We start from the raw sequence: 19,575 nt of genomic DNA, 5'->3' as shown, positions 1-19,575 counted from the left end.
CCGCAGCCCGTCCGGGAGCGCCCGATGACGCCGGAGCCCCACGACTTTCCCGATTTCGAGCCCGGCACGGTATGGCTCGTCGGCGCCGGCCCCGGCGCGCCGGGGCTCATGACGCTCATCGGCCACCATGCCGTCACGACGGCCGACGCCATCGTCTACGACGCGCTCGTCAACAAGGCAATCCTCCGCTGGGCGCGCGCCGACGCCCTGGTCGAATATGCCGGCAAGCGCGGCGGCAAACCATCCCACCAGCAGCGCGACATCTCGCTGAGACTCGTGGAACTCGCCCGCGCGGGCAAGCGGGTCCTGAGGCTCAAGGGCGGCGACCCCTTCATCTTCGGGCGCGGCGGCGAGGAATGCCAGACCCTTGCCAGGGCCGGCATCGCCTTCCGCATCGTGCCGGGTATTTCCGCCGGCGTCGGCGGGCTCGCCTATGCCGGCATCCCCGCGACCCATCGCGACACCAACCAGTCCGTCATGTTCCTCACCGGCCACGACACGACGGGCGCCGTTCCGGCCGGTGTCGACTGGCGGGCCGTGGCGACAGCCTCGCCGGTCATCGTCATCTACATGGCAGTGAAGAACCTCCGCGCCATCGCGACGCGGCTGGTGGAGGGCGGGCGTGCGCCGGACGACCCGGTCGCCGTCGTCTCCAACGCCTCGCTGCCCGACCAGACCGTGTTCGAGACGACGCTCGGCGATGTCGTGGCCGGCCGCGGCGGGGACCTTCCGACGCCGGCCATCGTCGTCATCGGACAGGTCGTCTCCTTCCGCGAGACGCTCGACTGGTATGTGGCGGGCCTGAGGGAGAACGGGATTGGCTGAGATGCGCGACATTGTCCGCTCACACCCCCTCACCCTCCCATTGCTTGCGCAATGGGCCCCTCCCTCTCCCGCGAGGGGAGAGGGAACGATCGAGGTCGCCCCGTGCCAACCCTCTCCCCCCGCGGAAGAGGGTGGCGCCGACAGGCGCCGGGTGAGGGGGTGGGCATCGCTCGAAGGCACCGCGCCATGAACGGCCTCGTCATCGCCGCCCCCTCGTCGGGCGCCGGCAAGACGCTCGTCACGCTGGGGCTCCTGCGCGCGCTATCGCGGGCCGGCCATGACGTCGCCGGCGCCAAGGCGGGGCCGGACTATATCGACCCGCGCTTCCACGAGGCGGCCTGCGGGCGCCCGTCCGTCAATCTCGATCCCTGGGCGATGCGCCCCGGTCTCCTCGCCAGGCTCGCCCGGCAGGATGCGGACCTCCTCCTCGTGGAGGGCGTGATGGGGCTGTTCGATGGCGCGGAGACCGGGGCCGGATCGACAGCCGACCTCGCCTCCCGGCTCGGCCTGCCGGTCGTTCTGGTGGTCGACGCCAAGGCTCAGGCGCAGTCGGCGGCGGCCCTCGTCCAGGGTTTCGCGGGCTTCCGCGAGGACTGCACGGTGGCAGGCGTGATCCTCAACCGTGTCGGCAGCGCGCGCCATGCCGATCTCATCCGCGCCGCGCTCGGGCCCTCCGGACTTCCCGTCCTCGGCGCGCTGCCCTATGCGCCGGACATCGCCATGCCGTCGCGCCATCTGGGTCTGGTGCAGGCCGGCGAGCACCCGGAGATCGAGACGCTGATGGCGCGCGCCGGCGCCCTTGCCGCCCGCTCCGTCGATCTCGATGCGCTCGCCGCCCTCGCCCGGCCGCTCGAGAGCGCCAGCAAGGCCACTCCTGACCTGCCGCCGCCCGGACAGCGCATCGCCCTTGCGCGCGACGAGGCCTTCGCCTTCGCCTATCCGCATCTTCTCCACGGCTGGCGCGCGGCGGGCGCGGATGTCGTGCCCTTCTCCCCTCTTGCCGATGAGGGGCCGGACAAGGCAGCCGACGCCGTGGTGCTGCCCGGCGGCTATCCGGAGCTTCACGCGGGCCGGCTCGCCGCCAATGCCGCCTTCCTCGGCGGCCTCAGGCAGGCGGCGGCGCGCGGCGCGCTGGTCTATGGCGAGTGCGGCGGCTACATGGCGCTGGGCGAGGCGCTGATCGACGCCGACGGCACGCGCCACGCCATGGCGGGCCTCCTGCCCGTGGTCACGAGCTTTGCGGAGCGGCGCATGCATCTCGGCTATCGCCGGCTCGTCCATAGCGGCGCCCTGCCATGGCCCGCCGCGCTCAGGGGCCACGAGTTCCATTTCTCCACCCTCGCCGGCCAAGGAGACGGCGAGCCGCTGTTCGAGGCGACCGACGTCGCGGGGCGCGCCCTTGAGCCCATGGGCTTGCGGCGGGGCCGCGTCATGGGCTCCTATGCCCATGTGATCGATGCGGAGGAGGCCCCATGACGGCCGCGCTGATGATCCAGGGCACGGGCTCCGACGTCGGCAAGTCGCTGATCGTCGCGGGGCTCGCACGCGCCTTTGCCAGGCGCGGCCTCGCCGTGCGCCCGTTCAAGCCGCAGAACATGTCGAACAATGCCGCGGTGACGGTCGAGGGCGGCGAGATCGGCCGCGCCCAGGCGCTGCAGGCGCTCGCCTGCGGCGTGCCCGCCTCCATCGACATGAACCCCGTGCTCCTGAAGCCGGAGACCGCCATCGGCGCGCAGGTCGTGGTGCGGGGGCAGCGCGTCGCGACCAGCACGGCGCGGGACTACCAGACCCTTCGCGCGGAGCTCATGCCCGCCGTTCTGGAGAGCTTCGACCGGCTCAAGCGCCAGGCCGACCTGGTTCTGGTGGAGGGTGCGGGCAGCCCGGCGGAGATCAATCTGCGGGCCAACGACATTGCCAATATGGGGTTTGCCGAGGCGGCGGACCTGCCGGTGCTGCTCGTCGCCGACATCCATCGCGGCGGGGTGATCGCGAGCCTGGTCGGCACCTTCGACATCCTGCCGCCGGCGGACTCGGAGCGCATCGCCGCCTTCCTCGTCAACAAGTTCCATGGCGACCCGTCGCTCTTCGCCGACGGCGTCTCCTATCTCGAAGAGCGCACGGGACGGCCCTGCGCGGGCATCGTGCCCCATTTCCCCGACGCCGCCCGGCTGCCGGCGGAGGACGCGGTCGCGCTGGAGACTGCAGGAAGGCTGGGAACGGGCGCGATCACAATCGCGGTGCCGCGCCTTCCGCGCATCGCCAATTTCGACGATCTGGACCCCCTGAAGCTCGAGCCCGACGTCACCCTCGTCATGGTGCAGCCGGGCGAGCCCCTGCCGGCGGATGCCGATCTCGTGCTACTGCCGGGCTCCAAATCGACCGTCGGCGACCTGAAGGCCCTGCGCGCGGAGGGCTGGGACATCGACCTGAAGGCCCATATCCGCCGCGGCGGGCATGTGCTCGGCCTGTGCGGCGGCTACCAGATGCTCGGCCGCGCGATCCACGACCCGGACGGCATAGAGGGGCCGGCGGAAAGCGTCGCCGGGCTGGGCCTGCTCGATATCGAGACCACATTGACGCCCGACAAGGCGCTGGTGAGCATTACGGGACGGCATTGCGCGACCGGCGAGCCGCTTGCGGGCTACGAGATGCATATCGGCCGCACCGAGGGGCCGGACCGCGACCGCCCCTTCGCCATGCTCGAGCCCCATGCCGACGGCGCGGTCTCCGCCGACGGCCGGGTGGCGGGCAGCTATCTCCACGGGCTGTTCGCCTCCGACGGCTTCCGGCGCGCCTTCCTCGCAGGGCTCGGCGCGAAAACGTTCTCCGATCTCTCCCATGGTGCGGAGGTGGAGCGCACGCTCGACGCGCTCGCCGACCATCTGGAGGCCCATGTCGACCTCGACCTCCTTCACGCTGTCGCGAAGGGCGAGGGGCCGGCACGGCCCGCCGCGCCGCATTTCGACGCGGCCTTCTGCGACCGGCTCGACCAGCTCATCCACTGGCGCCGCGACGTGCGCCGCTTCCGGACCGACCCCGTGGACGACAGCCTCGTCGCCCATCTCCTGGCGCTCGCCGACGAGGCGCCATCGGTCGGCCTCAGCCAGCCCTGGCGGTTCGTGGCGATGGAGACGCCGGAGGCGCGCGCGCGCATCCTCGCCTCCTTCGAGCGCTGCAATGCGGAGGCGCTTGGCGCCTATGACGGCGAAACGGCCGCGCTCTATGCCCGCCTCAAGCTGGAGGGCCTGCGCGAGGCGCCCGTGCAGTTCGCCGTCTTCGCGGACGAGACGACGGCGAAAGGCAAGGGGCTCGGCCGGCAGACCATGGCGGAGACGTTGCGCTATTCGGCGGTCTGTGCCGTCCACACGCTGTGGCTCGCCGCGCGCGCCCGCGGGCTCGGCGTCGGCTGGGTCTCGATCCTCGACCCGGACGAGGTGCGTGTCGCCGCCGGCGCGCCGGACGACTGGACGCTCGTCGCCTATCTCTGCATCGGCTGGCCCAGCGAGGAGCACGAGACGCCGGAACTCGAACGCGCGGGGTGGGAGCGGCGCGAGCATACGGCGGCAGGCGGGGAGCCGGGCCGATGAGTGTGATCCATGGCGGCGACCTCGCCGATGCCCGGCGGCTCGCCGGCTGCGGCGAGGGAGACTGGCTCGACCTCTCCACGGGCATCAATCCTCAACCCTACCCCCTGCCCGCCATTCCCGCGGAGGCCTGGACGCGCCTGCCTGGCCGCGAGGCGCTCGACGGTCTCCTCGAGGCGGCCGCCGCCTATTACGGCGCGCCGGACCCGACGCTCGTCGTCGCCGGGCCGGGCTCGCAAAGCCTGATCCAGCGCCTGCCCGCCCTGTTCGCGCCGACCCGCGTCGCAGTCGTCGGCCCGACCTATGGCGAGCATGCGCCGGCCTGGGCATCTCATGGCCACGAGGTCGACACCGTCGCCGCGCTGGCCGATGCCCCGCGCGACGGGATCGCCGTGCTCGTCAATCCCAACAACCCGGACGGACGGCTGATCGCGCCGGACACCCTCGCCCGCGAGGCCGAGGACCGCATGCGGGCCGGCGGCTGGCTGGTCGTCGACGAGGCGTTCGGCGATGTCGTGCCGCAGGCCGGTGCTGCTGCCTCCTGCGCCGGAACGAACACGGTCGTGCTCAAGTCCTTCGGCAAGTTCTTCGGGCTCGCGGGGCTCAGGCTCGGCTTCGCCATCGCGCCCGCGGGCCTGGCCGGCCGGCTTTCGGAGGCGCTCGGCGCCTGGGCGGTCGGCGGCCCGGCCATCGCCATCGCCTCCATGGCCTTGCGCGACGAGGGCTGGCAGGAGGAGACACGCGCCCGGCTCGAGGGCGACACCCGCCGGCTCGACGCGCTCCTGACGCAGGCGGGCCTTGCCGTGACGGGTGGCACGACGCTCTTCCGGCTCGTCGACAGCGCGCACGCACCGGCACTCTTTGCGCACCTGCTGCGCCACCGGATCTATGCCCGCCGCTTCCCCTACAACGAGCGCTGGCTGCGCGTCGGGCTCCCCGGAGACGGCGGGACTATCGCCCGTGGCAAACTCACACCCCCTCACCCGGCGCCTTCGGCGCCACCCTCTCCCGCGAGGGGAGAGGGGAAATGGACGGGCTCTGCTGACAACCCCTCTCCCCTCGCGGGAGAGGGTGGGGCCCATCGCGCAGGCGATGGGAGGGTGAGGGGGGCCGAAGCAGCCACAGGCACCGCCCCTGCCGGAGACGAGGACGGGTTCGCCCGCCTCCAGCGCGCGCTGGAGGGCTTCGCCCCATGAGCGGGGCGCCGCTGGTCCTGTCGGCGGCCAATCTCGCGATCCTGCTCGCGGCGCTCGTCGGCGAGCGGCTCGTGGGCTATCCGGACGCTCTCTACCGCGCCATCCGCCATCCGGTCGTGTGGATGGGTGCGGCGGTCGGCGGGCTCGACCGCGCGCTCAACAGGCCCTCCCTTGCCGCCTCCGGCCGCCGCCTGCTCGGGGTTATCGGGCTTGCGGTCCTCATTCTTCTCGTGCTCGCGGTCACGGTGCCGCTGAGCCTTGCCCTGCGCGCCCTTCCCGGCGGCTGGATCGCGGAGGCGCTGATCGCGGCGAGCCTTCTCGCCCAGAAGGAGCTCGCACGCGCGGTCGGCGCGGTGGCCGATGGGCTGGAGACATCGCTGGGGGCCGGGCGGGAGGCCGTCCGCCATATTGTCGGGCGCGACCCGCAGGCGCTGGACGGGAGCGGCGTGGCCTGCGCGGCCATCGAGAGCCTTGCGGAGAACGCCGCCGACGGCGTGGTCGCCCCGGCCTTCTGGTTCGCCGTCGCGGGGCTGCCGGGCATCGCCGTCTATAAGGCCATCAACACCGCCGACAGCATGATCGGCCACCGCTCGCCCCGGCACGAGGCCTTCGGCTGGGCGGCAGCAAGGCTCGACGATCTGGTCAACCTGCCGGCCTCGCGGCTGACGGGGCTCCTGTTCGCGCTTGCCGCGCCGTCGCGCCTGCGCGCGACCCTTGCCGCCATGCGCCGCGACGCGCCGGCCCATGTCTCGCCCAACGCCGGATGGCCGGAGGCCGCCATGGCCGCAAGCCTCGGCATCCGCCTCGGCGGCCCGCGCACCTATGGTGGCCGCACGGTCGCGCTTGCCACGATGGGCGACGGGCGGGCGGTCCTCACGGCGGAGGATATCCGGTCCGCCCTCGCCCTCTACAACCGGATGCTGACCCTCCTTGCCGGCCTCGCAGCGCTCGGGCTCGCCGTGGCGCTCGCCTGGTAGGCGCAGAGTTATCCCTTGAGGGTCAGGGGGAGACCGGCCGCGACGAACACCACCTCGTCGCAGGCTGCGGCGAGCTGCTGGTTCGCGCGGCCCGCGACGTCGCGGAACCGGCGGGCGAGCGCGTTGTCCGGCACGATGCCGAGCCCCACCTCGTTGGAGACCAGGACGACGGTGCCGCGCGCCTCCTCCAGCACGTCGAGCAGCGCGGCGACCGCGGCCTTCGGGTCCTCCTCCGCGAGCATGACGTTGGACAGCCACACCGTCACGCAATCCACCAGCACGAAGGCGTCCGCCGCCATGGCCGCGCGCAGGGCGGATACGAGATCGCGCGGCGCCTCGATAGTCTCCCAGCCCGCGCCGCGGTCGGCCCGGTGGGCGGCGATCCGCGCCGCCATCTCCTCGTCGCCCGCCTCCGCGGTCGCGATATAGCGCTTCGGGCCGCGATGACCGGCCCCGCGCGCCTCCGCGTGCCGGCTCTTTCCGGAGCGCGCGCCGCCGAGAACGAGGATGCGTCGGGGGATGTCGGTCATTCGGGTCCTGAGGCGTTCGCGATCTTCGACGCCCTTTCTATCGCGCCGCGGGCGCGCCGTCACCCGCGTGGCGTCACGGCATGTCGCGCGCGGGCTTCGCGCGGCTGAGCACCGCCTCTCGGCGGGCGATATAGACCGACGAGGTGAAGATGATGGCCGCGCCGACCCAGGTCCACAGATCGGTCACCTCGCCGAACGCGAACCAGCCGACGAGCACGGCGAAGGGCAGACGCGCGAAGTCGAAAGGCGCGATGGCGGAGGCGTCCGCCATGGAGAACGCCTTGGTGAGCGAGATATGGCCGAGCACCGCGATCGGCCCCATGGCGGCGAGCCACAACCACGCCCAAGGCTCCGGCCATTCCCACACGAAGAGCGCGGGGATAAGGCCGATGGGTGTCATGAAGAGGTGGGAGTAGAAGACGACCTTGGTCGCCGAATCGAAGCGCGTCAGCGTCTTGATGACGAGCGAGGAGGTGCCCATTAGGACCGCGGAAGCGAGCGCCAGCCACTGGCCGTCCCCCATCTCCATCATGCCGGGCCGGATGATGACGAGGGCGCCGAGAAAGCCGATCACCGTCGCCGTCCAGCGCCTCAGGCGCACCGTCTCGCCGAGCACCAGCGCCGCGCCGACCGTCATGAACAGCGGGGACAGGAAGCTCAGGGCCGTGACCTCGCCGATGGGGATCAGGGCGACGGCGAAGAACCATGTGGTCATCGCCGCCATGGAGACGACGGAGCGCAGCCCGTAGAGCTTCGTCTGCCCGGTGCGCAGATGGCCCACGCCCCGGCGCGCGATCCACGGCATGAAACAGGCAAAGGCGAAGAAGAGCCGGCAGAAGACGATCTGGAAGGGATGGATGTCGAGGGAGGAGAGGTAGCGCACAAGGCCGGCGAGGAGCGACAGGATCGCACAGGACAGAACCATCCACAGCGCGCCCCGGACCGCGCTGGAGGGTGGTTCTGCCAGGAAGCTCAAGGTTCTATCCCCATTTCTTCCGGGGAGACCTGACCGGACAGCCCGCGCGCGATCTCGATGGCGAGCGGCGCGATCTTGCGATGCGCGGCGGCCTCCGTCCAGCGCGGCATGAGTATGGGGATCTGCACTGCGGCGAACACCTGCTTGCGGCGGTCGAAAATGGGGGCTGCGACTGAGATCTCGTTGGGCTGGGCTTGCGAAACGCCGACATCGTAGCCGTTTTCGCGCGCCTTAGCGATCCGTTTCAGCACGGCGTCGCGCTCCACGATGGTGTGCCGGGTCATGGGGCGCCGGTCGGAGGCGTCCACGATGGCCTCGACCTCCTCGTCGGGCCGGAAGGCCAGCATGACGACGCCGCCGGCGGTGCAGTAGGCGGGCATGCGCCGGCCGAGCACGGTGGCGATGAATGCCGATTTCTCGTTCGGGATCCTGAGCGTGTAGACGATCTCCAACCCGTCGAGCTGGCACAGATTGACCGTCGTGTCGTAGACGCGCCCGGCCTCGATGAGCCGGGGAATAGCCACCTCCGCCAGGCGGTTGTGGCACAGGAAGGGAAAGGCGAGGTCGAGCAGCCTCACCCCCGGCTGGTAGCGCCGGGTCACGGGATCCTTGGTGAGGTAGCCGAGCTCGTAGAGCGTGTTCGCAAAGCGCTGCGCGGCGCTCTTGTCGAGGCCCGTCGCCGCCGCGATCTCGCCGAGCCCCATGCTCGGCCGGTCCTCGCCGAACGCCTTGAGGACCCTCAGGCCCTTTTCCAGCGAGGCGACGAACAGCGGCTCGCCGCGACGCCCCTCGCCGGCCGCCCGCCTCTTCGGCGGCGTCTTTCCGTTCGGCTCTTCCTGTGGTCCCGGCGGCGTCTTTCCGGGCCGGGCCGGATCTCGGCGGGATGGCATGACGGCTCTCTTGACAAGCTTTCGGCCAATGCTAGGGTATTATAAATAAAAACACAATATTGCAGTTTAATACGACTGCGAAGAGCCGAGAGCGACACCCTGCGGTGCTCGGGAAGACCCCGAGCGACGCTCTTCAGAGGAGGGACAGGATGGCACGACCCCGATGAGGCACCGTTCAGGGCTTCGCCGCGGGGTCTGGCACGCTCACACTCAATCGGACAGACTGTTTCGGACCGGCATCCGGCGGAAGACCTGGCTGGAGCGCGGTCTGCTATTTTGCGGCAAGAGCTATCAGGGAGAGGGAGACTAGTCATGATACGCAAGCTGCTGACCACGACAGCGCTGGCCGCCTTCGTGGCCGTCGCCGGCGTCGGCCAGGCGATGGCCGGCAAGGCGGACGACACGCTGGTGTGGAGCACCGACCGCGAGGTCACCGTGGTCGACCCCTATTTCAACAACACACGCGAACTGGTGATCATCGGCAACACGGTCTGGGACGGCCTTCTGTTCCGCAATCTCAAGACCGGCGACTACGAGCCCCTGCTCGCGGAATCCTACGAGTGGATCGACAACACGACGCTCGAATTCAAGCTGCGCGAGGGCGTCACCTTCCATGACGGCTCGACCTTCGATGCCGACGACGTCGTCTACACGGTCAATTTCGTCGCCGACAAGGACCATGGCGTGCTCACGCAGGCCAATGTCGACTGGATGGACCATGCCGAGAAGGTCGACCAGTACACGGTCCGCATCAAGCTGAAGGAGCCGTTCCCGGCGGCGCTCGCCTATCTCGCCCAGGCCGTCTTCATCATGCCCGAGGGCCATTATGACGGCGCGCCGGAGACGGCGGAGGGCAAGAAGAACTACGGCGCGGTCGAGCCGGTGGGCACCGGGCCCTACAAGGTCACGAACGTCGTGCCCGGCGAGCGCATCGAGATGGCGCGCAACGACGACTACTTCAAGGCGAGCCCCAAGGGCATGCCGGCCATCGGCAAGCTGACCTTCCGCACCATCACGGAAATGAACACCCAGATGGCGGAGCTCCTGACCGGCGGCATCGACTGGATCTGGGACGTGCCGAAGGAGCAGGCCGAGCAGCTTTCCGAGCATCCCGACGTGACGGTCGAGAACGCCAAGACGATGCGCATCAGCTACATCGCCTTCGACGTCAACGGCACTTCCGGCGACGAGCAGTTCACCGACAAGAAGGTCCGCGAGGCGGTGGCCCATGCGATCAACCGGCAGTCCATCGTGGACAATCTCGTCGGCCCGGCCTCGGTCGTGCTCAATGCGGCCTGCCATCCCGACCAGTTCGGCTGCACGCAGGACGTGCCCGCCTGGGACTACGATCCCGAGAAGGCCAAGGCGCTCCTGAAGGAAGCCGGCTACGAGAACGGTTTCGAGACCGATATCTACGCCTATCGCCAGCGCGAATACACCGAGGCCGTGATCGGCGACCTGGCCGCTGTCGGCATCAAGGCCAACCTCAAGTTCATGCAGTACCGGGCCCTGCGCGACCTGGTGTGGAAGGGCGAGACGCCGCTCCATCACATGACCTGGGGGTCCAACTCCATTCCCGACGCCTCGGCCAGCACGGGCCACTTCTTCTCCGGCGGCCGCGACGACCCGGCGAAGGATCCCAAGGTGACCGAGCTGCTCGCGGAAGCCGGCACGATCACCGACCCGGACAAGCGCAAGGAGCTCTACAAGGAGGCGCTGTCCATCATCTCCGGCGAGCTCTATTGGCTGCCGATGTTCTCCTACGCCAAGTATTACGCCTTCTCGTCCGACCTCGACTTCACGCCGACGCCCGACGAGATCCCGCGGTTCTACACGGCGAAGTGGAACTGATCGTGCGATAGCGGTCTCAAGGCCCGGCCCGCACCGCGGCGGCCGGGCCTTGAGGACCATCGCACCCGCTCACTGTTCACAGACGGAAGCCGGGCATGCTGGTTTATGCGCTCAAGCGCCTGGGCGTCGCGGGTCTCGTGGCGCTGACGGTGTCGTTCCTCTCGTTCTCGCTCATCTATGTCTCGGGCGATCCCGCCTTCGCGCTCGCCGGCGAGACGGCGACCGAGGCCGATATCGAGAATATCCGGAGGGTCTACGGGTTCGACCGGCCGATCGTCGTCCAGTATCTCGACTGGCTCGGCAGTGCGCTGACGGGCGATTTCGGGCATTCGAACTATCTGAACACGGATGTCGCCTCGGTCATCTTCGACCGTCTGCCCGTGACCATGACGCTCGGCGCCTGCGCGCTCGCCTTCGCGCTCGCGCTCGCCATTCCGCTCGGCGTCCTCGCCGCCATGCGCCCCAATACGCTGCTCGACCGCTTCGCGCTGACCGTCGCGGTCATCGGCCAGGCCCTGCCGAGCTTCTGGTTCGCGCTCATCATGATCTTCTGGCTCGGCATCACATGGCGGCTCCTGCCGATCACCGGCACCGCCTCGTGGCTCAACTTCATCATGCCGTCGGTCGCGCTCGGCTACTACATCACGCCGGCGGTCATGCGGCTCACGCGGGCGGGCATGATGGAGGTGCTCTCCTCCGACTATATCCGCACCGCCCGCGCCAAGGGGCTGAAGCCCGTGCGGGTGCTGTTCAAGCACGCGCTGAGGAACGCCATCATCCCGGTGGTCGCGCTGTCCGCCGTGCAGTTCGGCTTCATGCTCGGCGGCTCCATCGTGATCGAGACGATCTTCGCCATCAACGGGCTGGGCTTCCTCGCCTGGGAATCGATCCAGCGCGGCGATCTGCCGATGATGCAGGCCATCGTGCTGGTCCTGGCCTGCTTCTACATCGTGCTGACCTTCGTCGCCGATCTTCTGAACGCCTTCCTCGATCCGCGCATCAGGGTGAGCTGACATGGCCGACACGACAGCAAGCACGAGCACCGCACCGAGCGCCGACAGCGTGCTCGCCCCCTCGCCCGGCGCGCTGATGCGGCGGCGCATGTTCGGCCATTACGGCTTCATGTTCGGCGTTGCAGCCCTCCTGGCGATCCTGCTGATCGCGCTGTTCGCCCCGCTCATCGCCCCGCACGATCCGCTGGGGCAGGATCTGGCGCGCAAGCTCATCCCGCCGATCTGGCATGACGACCCGAAGGCCACCTGGGTCTATCCGCTCGGCACCGACATGTTCGGGCGCGACTATCTCTCCCGCCTCATCTACGGCGCGCGCATCTCGCTGCTGATCGGGTTCGCCGCCATGGTGATCTCCGGCGTCATCGGCACCGCGCTCGGCGTGGCGGCGGGCTATTTCGGCGGGCGGGTCGACATGGTGGTGAACTTCATCATCACAACAAGGCTCTCAATGCCGGTCGTCCTCGTCGCGCTCGCGGTCGTCTCGCTCGTCGGCAACTCCCTGTGGATCGTGATCTGGGTGCTCGGGCTCCTCATCTGGGACCGGTTCGCGGTGGTCATGCGAAGCTCCACCCAGCAGGTGCGCGGGCTCGACTATGTGGCCGCCGCCCAGGCGCTCGGCTGTTCCACGACGCGCGTCGTCCTGTCGGAGATCATGCCGAACATCGTCAACAACCTGATCGTGGTGGCGACGGTGGAGATGGCCCATGCCATCATCCTGGAGGCCGCGCTGTCCTTCCTGGGGCTGGGCGTGCAGCCGCCGGAACCCTCCTGGGGCCTCATGATCTCGGAAGGCAAGGGGCTCATGTTCTTCGAACCCTGGCTGATCGGCATCCCCGGCACGGCGCTGTTCGTCCTGATCCTGTCGATCAACCTGCTCGGTGACGGCATCCGCGACGTGACCGCACCGGAAAACCGGAACTGAGGAGAGGCCCGCATGGCTCAAGGCGACACCATCCTCGAGGTTGAGAACCTGACGGTCGACATTCCGGTGCCGGGCGGCATGCTGCATGCCGTCCAGGGGCTGGACTTCTCGGTCAGCCGGGGCGAGACCCTGTGCATCGTGGGCGAATCGGGCTGCGGCAAGTCGCTCACCTCGCTCGCCCTCATGGACCTCCTGCCGAAGAAGGCGATCCGCAAGGCCGACCGGCTGACGCTGGAGGGCGAGGACCTCCTGTCGCTGTCGGAAAGCCGCATGGCCGACATTCGCGGCAACTCCATGGGCATGATCTTCCAGGAGCCGATGACGAGCCTGAACCCGGCCTACACGATCGGCGACCAGATGGAGGAGATCCTGCTGCGCCATCGCCGGGTGTCGCGGCGCGAGGCGCGCGAGCGCGCGATCTACCTTCTGGAGAAGGTCGGCATCACGGCCGCGGCGAGCCGGCTCGGCCAGTATCCCCACCAGCTCTCCGGCGGGCTTCGCCAGCGCGTCATGATCGCCATGATGCTGATGTGCGGGCCGAAGCTGATCATCGCCGACGAGCCGACCACCGCGCTCGACGTTACCATCCAGGCGCAGATCCTGCTCTTGCTCGCCGAGCTGCAGAAGGAGTTCGAGATGGGGCTCATCCTCATCACCCACGACCTCGGCGTCGTCGCGCGCGTGGCCGACCGGGTGGTGGTGATGTATGCCGGCGAGATCGTGGAGGAAGGCGCCGCGACCCATGTGTTCGAGCGCCCGACCCATCCCTATACGCAGGGGCTTCTGGAATGCATTCCCGTGCCGGGCAAGACGAAGCGCGGCGCGCATCTCGGCTCGATCCCGGGCATCGTCCCCTCGCTCGTCGGCGACCTCCGGGGCTGCCATTTCGCCGAGCGCTGCCGCTATGCCATGCCCGAATGCCGGCAGGGCGATATCGCGCTCAGGGCCGGCCTTGAGGAAGAACACGCCTATCGCTGCGTCCTAGAGCCCGACGTGACCATGGCGCATGCGCGCGAAAGGGGGGTGGCATGAGCGATCTCGTCATCAGCGCGAAGGACGTCACGCGCACCTTCATGATTTCCGCCGGCGCGTTTCGCGGCAAGCGGCCGCTGCATGCGGTCAACGGCGTCAATCTCGATGTGGAGCGCGGCGACGTTCTGGCGCTGGTCGGGGAATCGGGCTGCGGCAAGACCACGCTGGCGAAGATGCTGCTCGGGCTCATGGCGCCGACATCCGGCACCATCGAACTGGCCGGCAAGCCGGTCACCTCGTTCGAGCGGCTGGAGCTTGCCCGCCTCGTCCAGCCGATCTTCCAGGATCCCTATTCCTCGCTCAATCCGAGGAAGTCCATCGGCTCGATCATCACCCTGCCCCTCAAGGTCCAGGGCGATCCGAACCCGGAGACCTGGCGCAAGCGGGCGGAGGAGATCATGGAGCTCGTCGGCCTGCCGGCGCGGCTCTACAACAATTTCCCGAGCCAGCTCTCCGGCGGCCAGCGCCAGCGCGTCGCCATCGCGCGCGCGCTCATCAATCGGCCGCAGGTGGTGATCTGCGACGAACCGACCTCCGCGCTCGACGTCTCCGTGCAGTCGCAGATCCTCAACCTGCTGCAGGATCTGCGCTCCGAGCTCAACCTCACCTACATCATCATCACCCACAATCTCGCCGTGGTGGAGCATATCGCGACGCGCGTCGCGGTGATGTATCTGGGCCGGGTGGTGGAGGAGGCGGAAACCGGGCCGCTCTTCGCCAAGCCGCGCCATCCCTATACGGAGGCCCTGCTCCAGTCGGTGCTTACCCCCGACCCCTCGCTCGGCATTCCCGACACCCATCTCGGCGCCGCCTACCCCAACCCCGTCGATCCGCCCTCGGGGTGCACCTTCCATCCCCGCTGCCGCTATGCCATGCCGCACTGCTCGACCGTCGAGCCGCGCTATGTGACGACCGACGACGGGCATGTCCAGTGCCATCTTTTCGACGAGAACGAGGGCCGGGAACGGGCCTGAGACACCGCTTGGAGGAACCGACTGCCATGACCCGCAAGGATGCGATGGAGCGCGCGCGCGCCTGGTATGACGACGACACAGAGGGGTATTTCCCCACGCTCGCCCGCCATGTGGCGATCCCCACGGAGAGCCAGGAGCCGTCGCGCCTGCCGGAGCTCTACCGCTATCACGCCGAGGAGACCCGGCCGGCCTTCGAGGCGATGGGCTTCGAGGTCGAGGTCTACGACAATCCGGTCGAGGGCCAGGGCCCGGTCATGCTGGCGAGCCGTATCGAGGATCCCTCCCTGCCGACCGTTCTGGGCTACGGCCATGGCGACGTGGTGCGCGGCCAGGAGGATCGCTGGACCAAGGGCGAGGGTCCCTGGGTGCTCGCGCGCGACGGCGACAAGGTCTATGGCCGCGGCACCGCCGACAACAAGGGCCAGCTCGTCACCCATATGGGCGCCTACAAGGCCGTGCTCGAGACGCGCGGATCGCTCGGCTTCAACGCGAAGTTCATGATCGAGACCGGCGAGGAGAACGGATCCCAGGGGCTGAAGCAGCTCGTCGCGGAGAACCGGGAGGCCTTCGCCGCCGATGCGCTGTTCGCCTCCGACGGGCCGCGCGCCGACCGCAACCGCGCCAATCTCACGCTCGGCAGCCGCGGGGCGCTCAATTTCGAGCTCTCCGTCAATCTGCGCGAGGGCGCCCACCATTCCGGCAATTGGGGTGGCCTGCTCGCCAATCCGGGCATCATCCTCGCCCATGCGCTCGCCACCATCACCGATGCCAGGGGCCGCATCCTCGTGGAGGGCTGGCGGCCGGAGACCGTTCCCGGGAATCTCCGGGACATTCTCCGGGGCGCGACCGCGGAGAAGGGTCCCGGCGCGCCGGAGATCGATCCCGACTGGGGCGAGCCCGGCCTGACGGCGGCGGAGAAGCTCGCCACCTGGAACAGCTTCGAGGTGCTGGCCTTCGTGACCGGCATTCCCGACGCGCCGCTCAACGCCGTGCCGCCGACCGCGCGCGCCGTCTGCCAGCTGCGCTACATCCCCGAGACGAAGGGGTCCGACATCGTGCCCGCCTTGCGCGAGCATCTCGACCGGCACGGCTTCTCCATGGTGGAGATCCTGCCCCCGCCATCCGGCAATGCCGGCGGCTTCGAGGCCGCCCGGACCGATCCGGACCACCCCTGGGCCAAATGGGTCGAGGCCGCCGTCGGGCGCGCCGGCGGCACCCCGCCCGTGGTCACGCCGAGCACCGGCGGGTCGATCTGCAACGACGTCTTCGCGGAGGTCCTTCAGATCCCCTTCGTCTGGCTGCCGCTCAGCTATGCCGGCTGCTCCCAGCACGCCCCCGACGAGCACATCCTCGTGCCCCTGATCCAAGAGGGGCTCGGCCTCGTCACCGGCGTCTACTGGGACCTCGGCGCCCCCGAAACCCGCTACCGGCCCTAGGTCCAACCGATGACGAAGGTCCTGATCGCAGGCTTCAAGCACGAGACCAACACCTTCTCCGTCCTGAAGACGGACCGTGCCGCCTACGAGGCGCGAAGCTGGGTGGAAGGCGCGGCGATTCCGGAGGCCTATCGCGGCACCAACACCGAGATCGCCGCCTTCATCGACGCCGCCGGACGCCACGGCTGGACGCCCGTCTATGCGGTGGCCGGCGACGCGACGCCCTCCGGCCCCGTGACGCAGGCGATGTTCGACACCGCGGTCGGGGCCATCGCCCGCGCCGTCGACGAGGCGGGCGGCGTAGACGCCATGCTGCTCAACCTGCATGGCGCCATGGTCTGCGAGCATACCGATGACGGCGAGGGCGCGCTTCTGGAGGCCCTGCGCGAGCGCTACGGGCGGGCTCTGCCCATCGGCGTGACGCTCGACCTCCACGCCAATGTCACCGACCGGATGGCCGCACTCTGCGACATCATGGTGAGCTACCGCACCTACCCGCATGTCGACCTTCACGACATCGCGACGGAATGCGCCGACCTCCTCGCGCGCACGCTTGAGGGCGGGATCCGCCCGACGGTGACCGTCGCGCGCCGCGAGACAATGGAGGGCTTCGACCAGGGGCGCACGACCGCGCCCGGCCCCATGCTCGACGCACTGGAGCGCGCCCGCGCCATGATGGCGGAACCGGGCGTCCTCTCCGTCTCCGTCAATGCCGGCTTCACCCATGCCGATACATACGACACCGGCCCGAGCGTGGTCGTGGTGGGCGACGGCACTGACGCACGCTACCGCGCCATGGCGGAGGAGCTCATGGCCTTCGGCTGGGAGACGCGCCATATCGCGACGGTCGGGACGGTCTCCTACGCGGACGCCATGGCGGTCGCCCGGGCGGAGGGACGCCCTGGCGCGCCGGTCGTCATCGCGGACTTCGCGGACAATCCGGGCGGCGGAGGCTATTCGGACTCCACCGGCCTGCTGCGCGCCATGGTGGAGGCGGGGCTTCGCGACGCCGCCTTCGGCATGATCTGCGACCCCGAGGCCGCCGCGGCCTGCCACGAGGCCGGCGAGGGGGCGCGCGTCCCGCTCGCGCTCGGCGGCAAGACGGATCCGCGCTTCGGCGCGCCTGTGGAGATGACCGGCACGGTCAGGGCCCTCTCCGACGGCCGGTTCCGCTTCGAGGGCCCCATGCAGGCGGGGCTTGCCATCGATTGCGGGCCGAGCGCGCTTTTCGAGGCCGGCGGCCTGTCCATCGCCATCGGCTCGCGGCGCTACCAGAATTACGACCGCGCCTTCTTCACCCATCTGGGCCTCGTGCCGGAGGAGCGCGCGGTCGTCGCCGTGAAGTCCGCGCAGCATTTCCGCGCCGCCTACGGTGCGAAGGCCTCCGCCATCGTGCTCGCCGACGAGGGCCACGGGCTCACCTCGCACGATCTGAAGAGCCTGCCCTACACCCATGTACGCCGCCCCGTCTATCCGCTGGACCTGGAGTGATGGCGGCGCATCAACAAAGCCCCCTCACCCTCCCATCGCTTCACGCGATGGGCCCCTCCCTCTCCCGCGAGGGGAGAGGGGACGCCCCGACGGGCCCGGCTCGTTTTCCCTCTCCCCTCGCGGGAGAGGGTGGCGCACAAAGCGCGCCGGGTGAGGGGGAGCCGCACGGCGCGGCGCATCCATCGCAAGGAGGAGCAGACCCATGAGCAAGGGAATGGTGACGGCAGCCCAGCCGGAAGCGGTCGAGGCGGGCGTGGAGATGCTCAAGGCCGGCGGAAACGCCGTCGACGCGGCCATCGCCACGGCGCTGACGCAGACCGTGGTCGACCCCTTCATGTGCGGCATTGCCGGCTTCGGCTCGATGCATCTCTACCTGCCCTCGCGGACCACGCATCACTGCCTCGATTTCCATGCCCGCGCGCCGGGCGCGGTGACCGACGACATGTGGGCCGACAAGCTCGTCGCGGAATGCGAGGACGGTTTCGGCTTCATTCTGGAGGGCCGCGTCAACGAGGTCGGCTATCAGGCCATCGCCACACCGGAAAGTCTCGCGGCCTATGCCAGCGCGCTCGCGCGCTACGGCACGAAGAGCCTCGCCGAGGTCATGGCGCCGGCCATCGCCTATGCGGAGGAAGGCTACATGGTCCGCCCCCATATGCGGGGTTTCTGGACGCAGGCCGAACCTGCCGGGCGCGTCGCCCACACGGAGTACCTGAAAGGCTCGCCCGCCACCGCGCGCACCTATCTCGACGCCGATGGCGGCCTGCTGCCGCTCGGCGCCGTCATCCGCAATCCCGACATGGCGCGGACCTATCGCCGGATCGCCGAGCACGGCGCGGAGGATTTCTACCGGGGCGACATCGCGCACACCATCGCCCGCGACATGGCCGAGCATGGCGGGCTGATCTCGCTTGAGGATCTCGGCAATTGCGGACCGGAGGACACCGGGCCGCTATGGACGGAGTATCGCGGCTACCGCATCGCCTCCAACCCGCCCCCGGCGGCGGCGTGATGGTGCTCCAGATGCTCAATATCCTGGAGAATTTCGACCTTGCCGCCATGGGCCACAACAGCCCGGACTACATCCGCACCGTGGCGGAGGCGATGAAGATCGCGACCGTCGACAAGGATGCCCATGTGGGCGACCCGCGCTTCGTCGACGTGCCGCTCGACCGCCTCCTGTCGAAGCCTTACGCGGCCGAGTGCGCCGGGCGCATCGCACGCGGCGAGAAGACCCATGTGCCGCGCCTCGTGAAGGGCGCCGACCAGAAGGAGACGACGCAGCTCTGCGTGGTCGACGGCCAGGGCGACATCGTCTCCATGACCCATTCGCTCGGCATGCCGTCGGGGGTGACGACCGACGGGCTGGGCTTCATCTACAATGGCTGCATGGGCGTGTTCGATCCGCGCCCCGGGCGCACCGGCTCGCTCGCGCCGGGCAAGGCGCGGTTCACCTCCATGGCACCGACCATCGTCTTCAGGGGCGACGACCCCGTGCTCGCCATCGGCGCGCCGGGCGGCACCTATATCGCCATGGGCGTGCTCCAGGGCATCCTGAACGTGCTCGATTTCGGCATGTCGGCGGCCGAGGCCGTCGCCGCGCCGCGCTTCTCCGCGACCAGCGACATCATCGAGATCGTCAACCGCATTCCGCGCTCGGTCCAGGCCGCGCTCGAGCGCGACGGCTACGCGATCCGCCGCTACCCCGTGAACTACCACTTCGCCGGCGTCCACGCGATCCGGCTCACCGCGAACGGCCTCGACGGCGGCGCCGATCCCGGCCGCGACGGCATGGCCCTGGAGGCCTGAGCGGCGCGGGGCGGCATTTCCCATGTCCGACCGTTCGGGTACCATGGCCCGAACTGGGAAACGGGGGCA

At 69.5% G+C, this 19,575-nt stretch carries 15 protein-coding genes and 2 pseudogenes; 14 read left to right on the top strand and 3 right to left on the bottom strand.

From position 1 onward, the window contains the following. Positions 1-24 precede the first annotated feature (24 nt). The 6 genes and pseudogenes from cobA to cbiB all read left to right on the top strand — a co-directional run bounded on the left by cobA (position 25) and on the right by cbiB (position 6,582). On the top strand, positions 25-825 hold the full coding sequence (gene cobA, locus HW532_RS17765) for a uroporphyrinogen-III C-methyltransferase (protein WP_213161745.1): 801 nt from the start codon (positions 25-27) through the stop codon (positions 823-825). Positions 826-1,011: 186 nt separating this feature from the next. Then, complete coding sequence (locus tag HW532_RS17760; protein WP_213161744.1) at positions 1,012-2,301, top strand: cobyrinic acid a,c-diamide synthase CobB; 1,290 nt, start codon at positions 1,012-1,014, stop codon at positions 2,299-2,301. After that, a pseudogene (locus HW532_RS17755) lies at positions 2,298-3,752 on the top strand (cobyric acid synthase); the annotation flags it as partial. The gene HW532_RS17760 and the pseudogene HW532_RS17755, both read left to right, overlap by 4 nt. Positions 3,753-3,839: 87 nt before the next feature. Then, complete coding sequence (bluB, locus tag HW532_RS22210) at positions 3,840-4,412, top strand: 5,6-dimethylbenzimidazole synthase (RefSeq protein ID WP_246479986.1); 573 nt, start codon at positions 3,840-3,842, stop codon at positions 4,410-4,412. Then, positions 4,409-5,605, top strand: coding sequence for a threonine-phosphate decarboxylase CobD (gene cobD, locus HW532_RS17750; protein ID WP_246479284.1), 1,197 nt, complete (start codon positions 4,409-4,411; stop codon positions 5,603-5,605). The genes bluB and cobD overlap by 4 nt, the downstream gene beginning before the upstream one ends. Then, a complete protein-coding gene (cbiB, locus tag HW532_RS17745; RefSeq protein WP_213161742.1) occupies positions 5,602-6,582 on the top strand; it encodes an adenosylcobinamide-phosphate synthase CbiB in 981 nt (326 codons plus the stop codon). The genes cobD and cbiB overlap by 4 nt, the downstream gene beginning before the upstream one ends. Before the next feature lie 8 nt (positions 6,583-6,590). On the opposite strand, the gene cobU is transcribed toward cbiB, so the two are convergent. The 3 genes from cobU to HW532_RS17730 form a co-directional block, all read right to left on the bottom strand. Then, on the bottom strand, positions 6,591-7,112 hold the full coding sequence (gene cobU, locus HW532_RS17740; protein ID WP_213161741.1) for a bifunctional adenosylcobinamide kinase/adenosylcobinamide-phosphate guanylyltransferase: 522 nt from the start codon (positions 7,110-7,112) through the stop codon (positions 6,591-6,593). A gap of 73 nt (positions 7,113-7,185) precedes the next feature. Continuing rightward, entirely contained in the window at positions 7,186-8,088 is a 903-nt protein-coding gene (locus HW532_RS17735; RefSeq protein WP_213161740.1) for a DMT family transporter, read from the bottom strand. Continuing rightward, positions 8,085-8,978, bottom strand: coding sequence for an IclR family transcriptional regulator (locus HW532_RS17730; RefSeq protein ID WP_213161739.1), 894 nt, complete (start codon positions 8,976-8,978; stop codon positions 8,085-8,087). Before HW532_RS17730 ends, HW532_RS17735 begins: the two co-directional genes overlap by 4 nt. Before the next feature lie 312 nt (positions 8,979-9,290). Here HW532_RS17730 and HW532_RS17725 point away from each other — a divergent pair, with 312 nt between their 5' ends. From HW532_RS17725 to ggt, 8 genes and pseudogenes are all read left to right on the top strand, one after another. Then, the gene (locus HW532_RS17725) at positions 9,291-10,829 is read left to right on the top strand and encodes an ABC transporter substrate-binding protein (RefSeq protein ID WP_213161738.1); all 1,539 of its coding nucleotides are present in this window, start codon (positions 9,291-9,293) and stop codon (positions 10,827-10,829) included. Positions 10,830-10,924: 95 nt separating this feature from the next. Further along, positions 10,925-11,842, top strand: a complete 918-nt coding sequence (locus HW532_RS17720; RefSeq protein WP_213161737.1) for an ABC transporter permease — start codon at positions 10,925-10,927, stop codon at positions 11,840-11,842. Position 11,843: 1 nt separating this feature from the next. Continuing rightward, positions 11,844-12,764, top strand: coding sequence for an ABC transporter permease (locus HW532_RS17715; protein WP_213161736.1), 921 nt, complete (start codon positions 11,844-11,846; stop codon positions 12,762-12,764). A gap of 12 nt (positions 12,765-12,776) precedes the next feature. Further along, entirely contained in the window at positions 12,777-13,796 is a 1,020-nt protein-coding gene (locus tag HW532_RS17710) for an ABC transporter ATP-binding protein (RefSeq protein WP_213161735.1), read from the top strand. After that, complete coding sequence (locus tag HW532_RS17705) at positions 13,793-14,770, top strand: ABC transporter ATP-binding protein (RefSeq protein ID WP_213161734.1); 978 nt, start codon at positions 13,793-13,795, stop codon at positions 14,768-14,770. The genes HW532_RS17710 and HW532_RS17705 overlap by 4 nt, the downstream gene beginning before the upstream one ends. A 26-nt stretch (positions 14,771-14,796) precedes the next feature. Further along, positions 14,797-16,206, top strand: coding sequence for a M20 family metallopeptidase (locus HW532_RS17700; RefSeq protein ID WP_213161733.1), 1,410 nt, complete (start codon positions 14,797-14,799; stop codon positions 16,204-16,206). Between the two features lie 9 nt (positions 16,207-16,215). Beyond that, the gene (locus HW532_RS17695; protein ID WP_213161732.1) at positions 16,216-17,697 is read left to right on the top strand and encodes a M81 family metallopeptidase; all 1,482 of its coding nucleotides are present in this window, start codon (positions 16,216-16,218) and stop codon (positions 17,695-17,697) included. A gap of 202 nt (positions 17,698-17,899) precedes the next feature. Beyond that, positions 17,900-19,506: pseudogene (gene ggt, locus HW532_RS22555) on the top strand (gamma-glutamyltransferase). Positions 19,507-19,575 lie beyond the last annotated feature (69 nt).

It is taken from the genome of Kaustia mangrovi (genome assembly GCF_015482775.1).
GTDB lineage: Bacteria > Pseudomonadota > Alphaproteobacteria > Rhizobiales > Im1 > Kaustia > Kaustia mangrovi.
The sequence above is the reverse complement of the archived record's forward strand: the minus strand, read 5'-3'. Positions and strand labels throughout refer to the sequence as shown.

Coding starts and splice junctions, on each gene's coding strand:
- cobA (WP_213161745.1), top strand. CDS start 25: ATGACGCCGGAGCCCCACGACTTTCCCGATTTCGAGCCCGGCACGGTA.
- HW532_RS17760 (WP_213161744.1), top strand. CDS start 1,012: ATGAACGGCCTCGTCATCGCCGCCCCCTCGTCGGGCGCCGGCAAGACG.
- cobD (WP_246479284.1), top strand. CDS start 4,409: ATGAGTGTGATCCATGGCGGCGACCTCGCCGATGCCCGGCGGCTCGCC.
- cbiB (WP_213161742.1), top strand. CDS start 5,602: ATGAGCGGGGCGCCGCTGGTCCTGTCGGCGGCCAATCTCGCGATCCTG.
- cobU (WP_213161741.1), bottom strand. CDS start 7,112: ATGACCGACATCCCCCGACGCATCCTCGTTCTCGGCGGCGCGCGCTCC.
- HW532_RS17730 (WP_213161739.1), bottom strand. CDS start 8,978: ATGCCATCCCGCCGAGATCCGGCCCGGCCCGGAAAGACGCCGCCGGGA.
- HW532_RS17725 (WP_213161738.1), top strand. CDS start 9,291: ATGATACGCAAGCTGCTGACCACGACAGCGCTGGCCGCCTTCGTGGCC.
- HW532_RS17720 (WP_213161737.1), top strand. CDS start 10,925: ATGCTGGTTTATGCGCTCAAGCGCCTGGGCGTCGCGGGTCTCGTGGCG.
- HW532_RS17715 (WP_213161736.1), top strand. CDS start 11,844: ATGGCCGACACGACAGCAAGCACGAGCACCGCACCGAGCGCCGACAGC.
- HW532_RS17710 (WP_213161735.1), top strand. CDS start 12,777: ATGGCTCAAGGCGACACCATCCTCGAGGTTGAGAACCTGACGGTCGAC.
- HW532_RS17705 (WP_213161734.1), top strand. CDS start 13,793: ATGAGCGATCTCGTCATCAGCGCGAAGGACGTCACGCGCACCTTCATG.
- HW532_RS17700 (WP_213161733.1), top strand. CDS start 14,797: ATGACCCGCAAGGATGCGATGGAGCGCGCGCGCGCCTGGTATGACGAC.
- HW532_RS17695 (WP_213161732.1), top strand. CDS start 16,216: ATGACGAAGGTCCTGATCGCAGGCTTCAAGCACGAGACCAACACCTTC.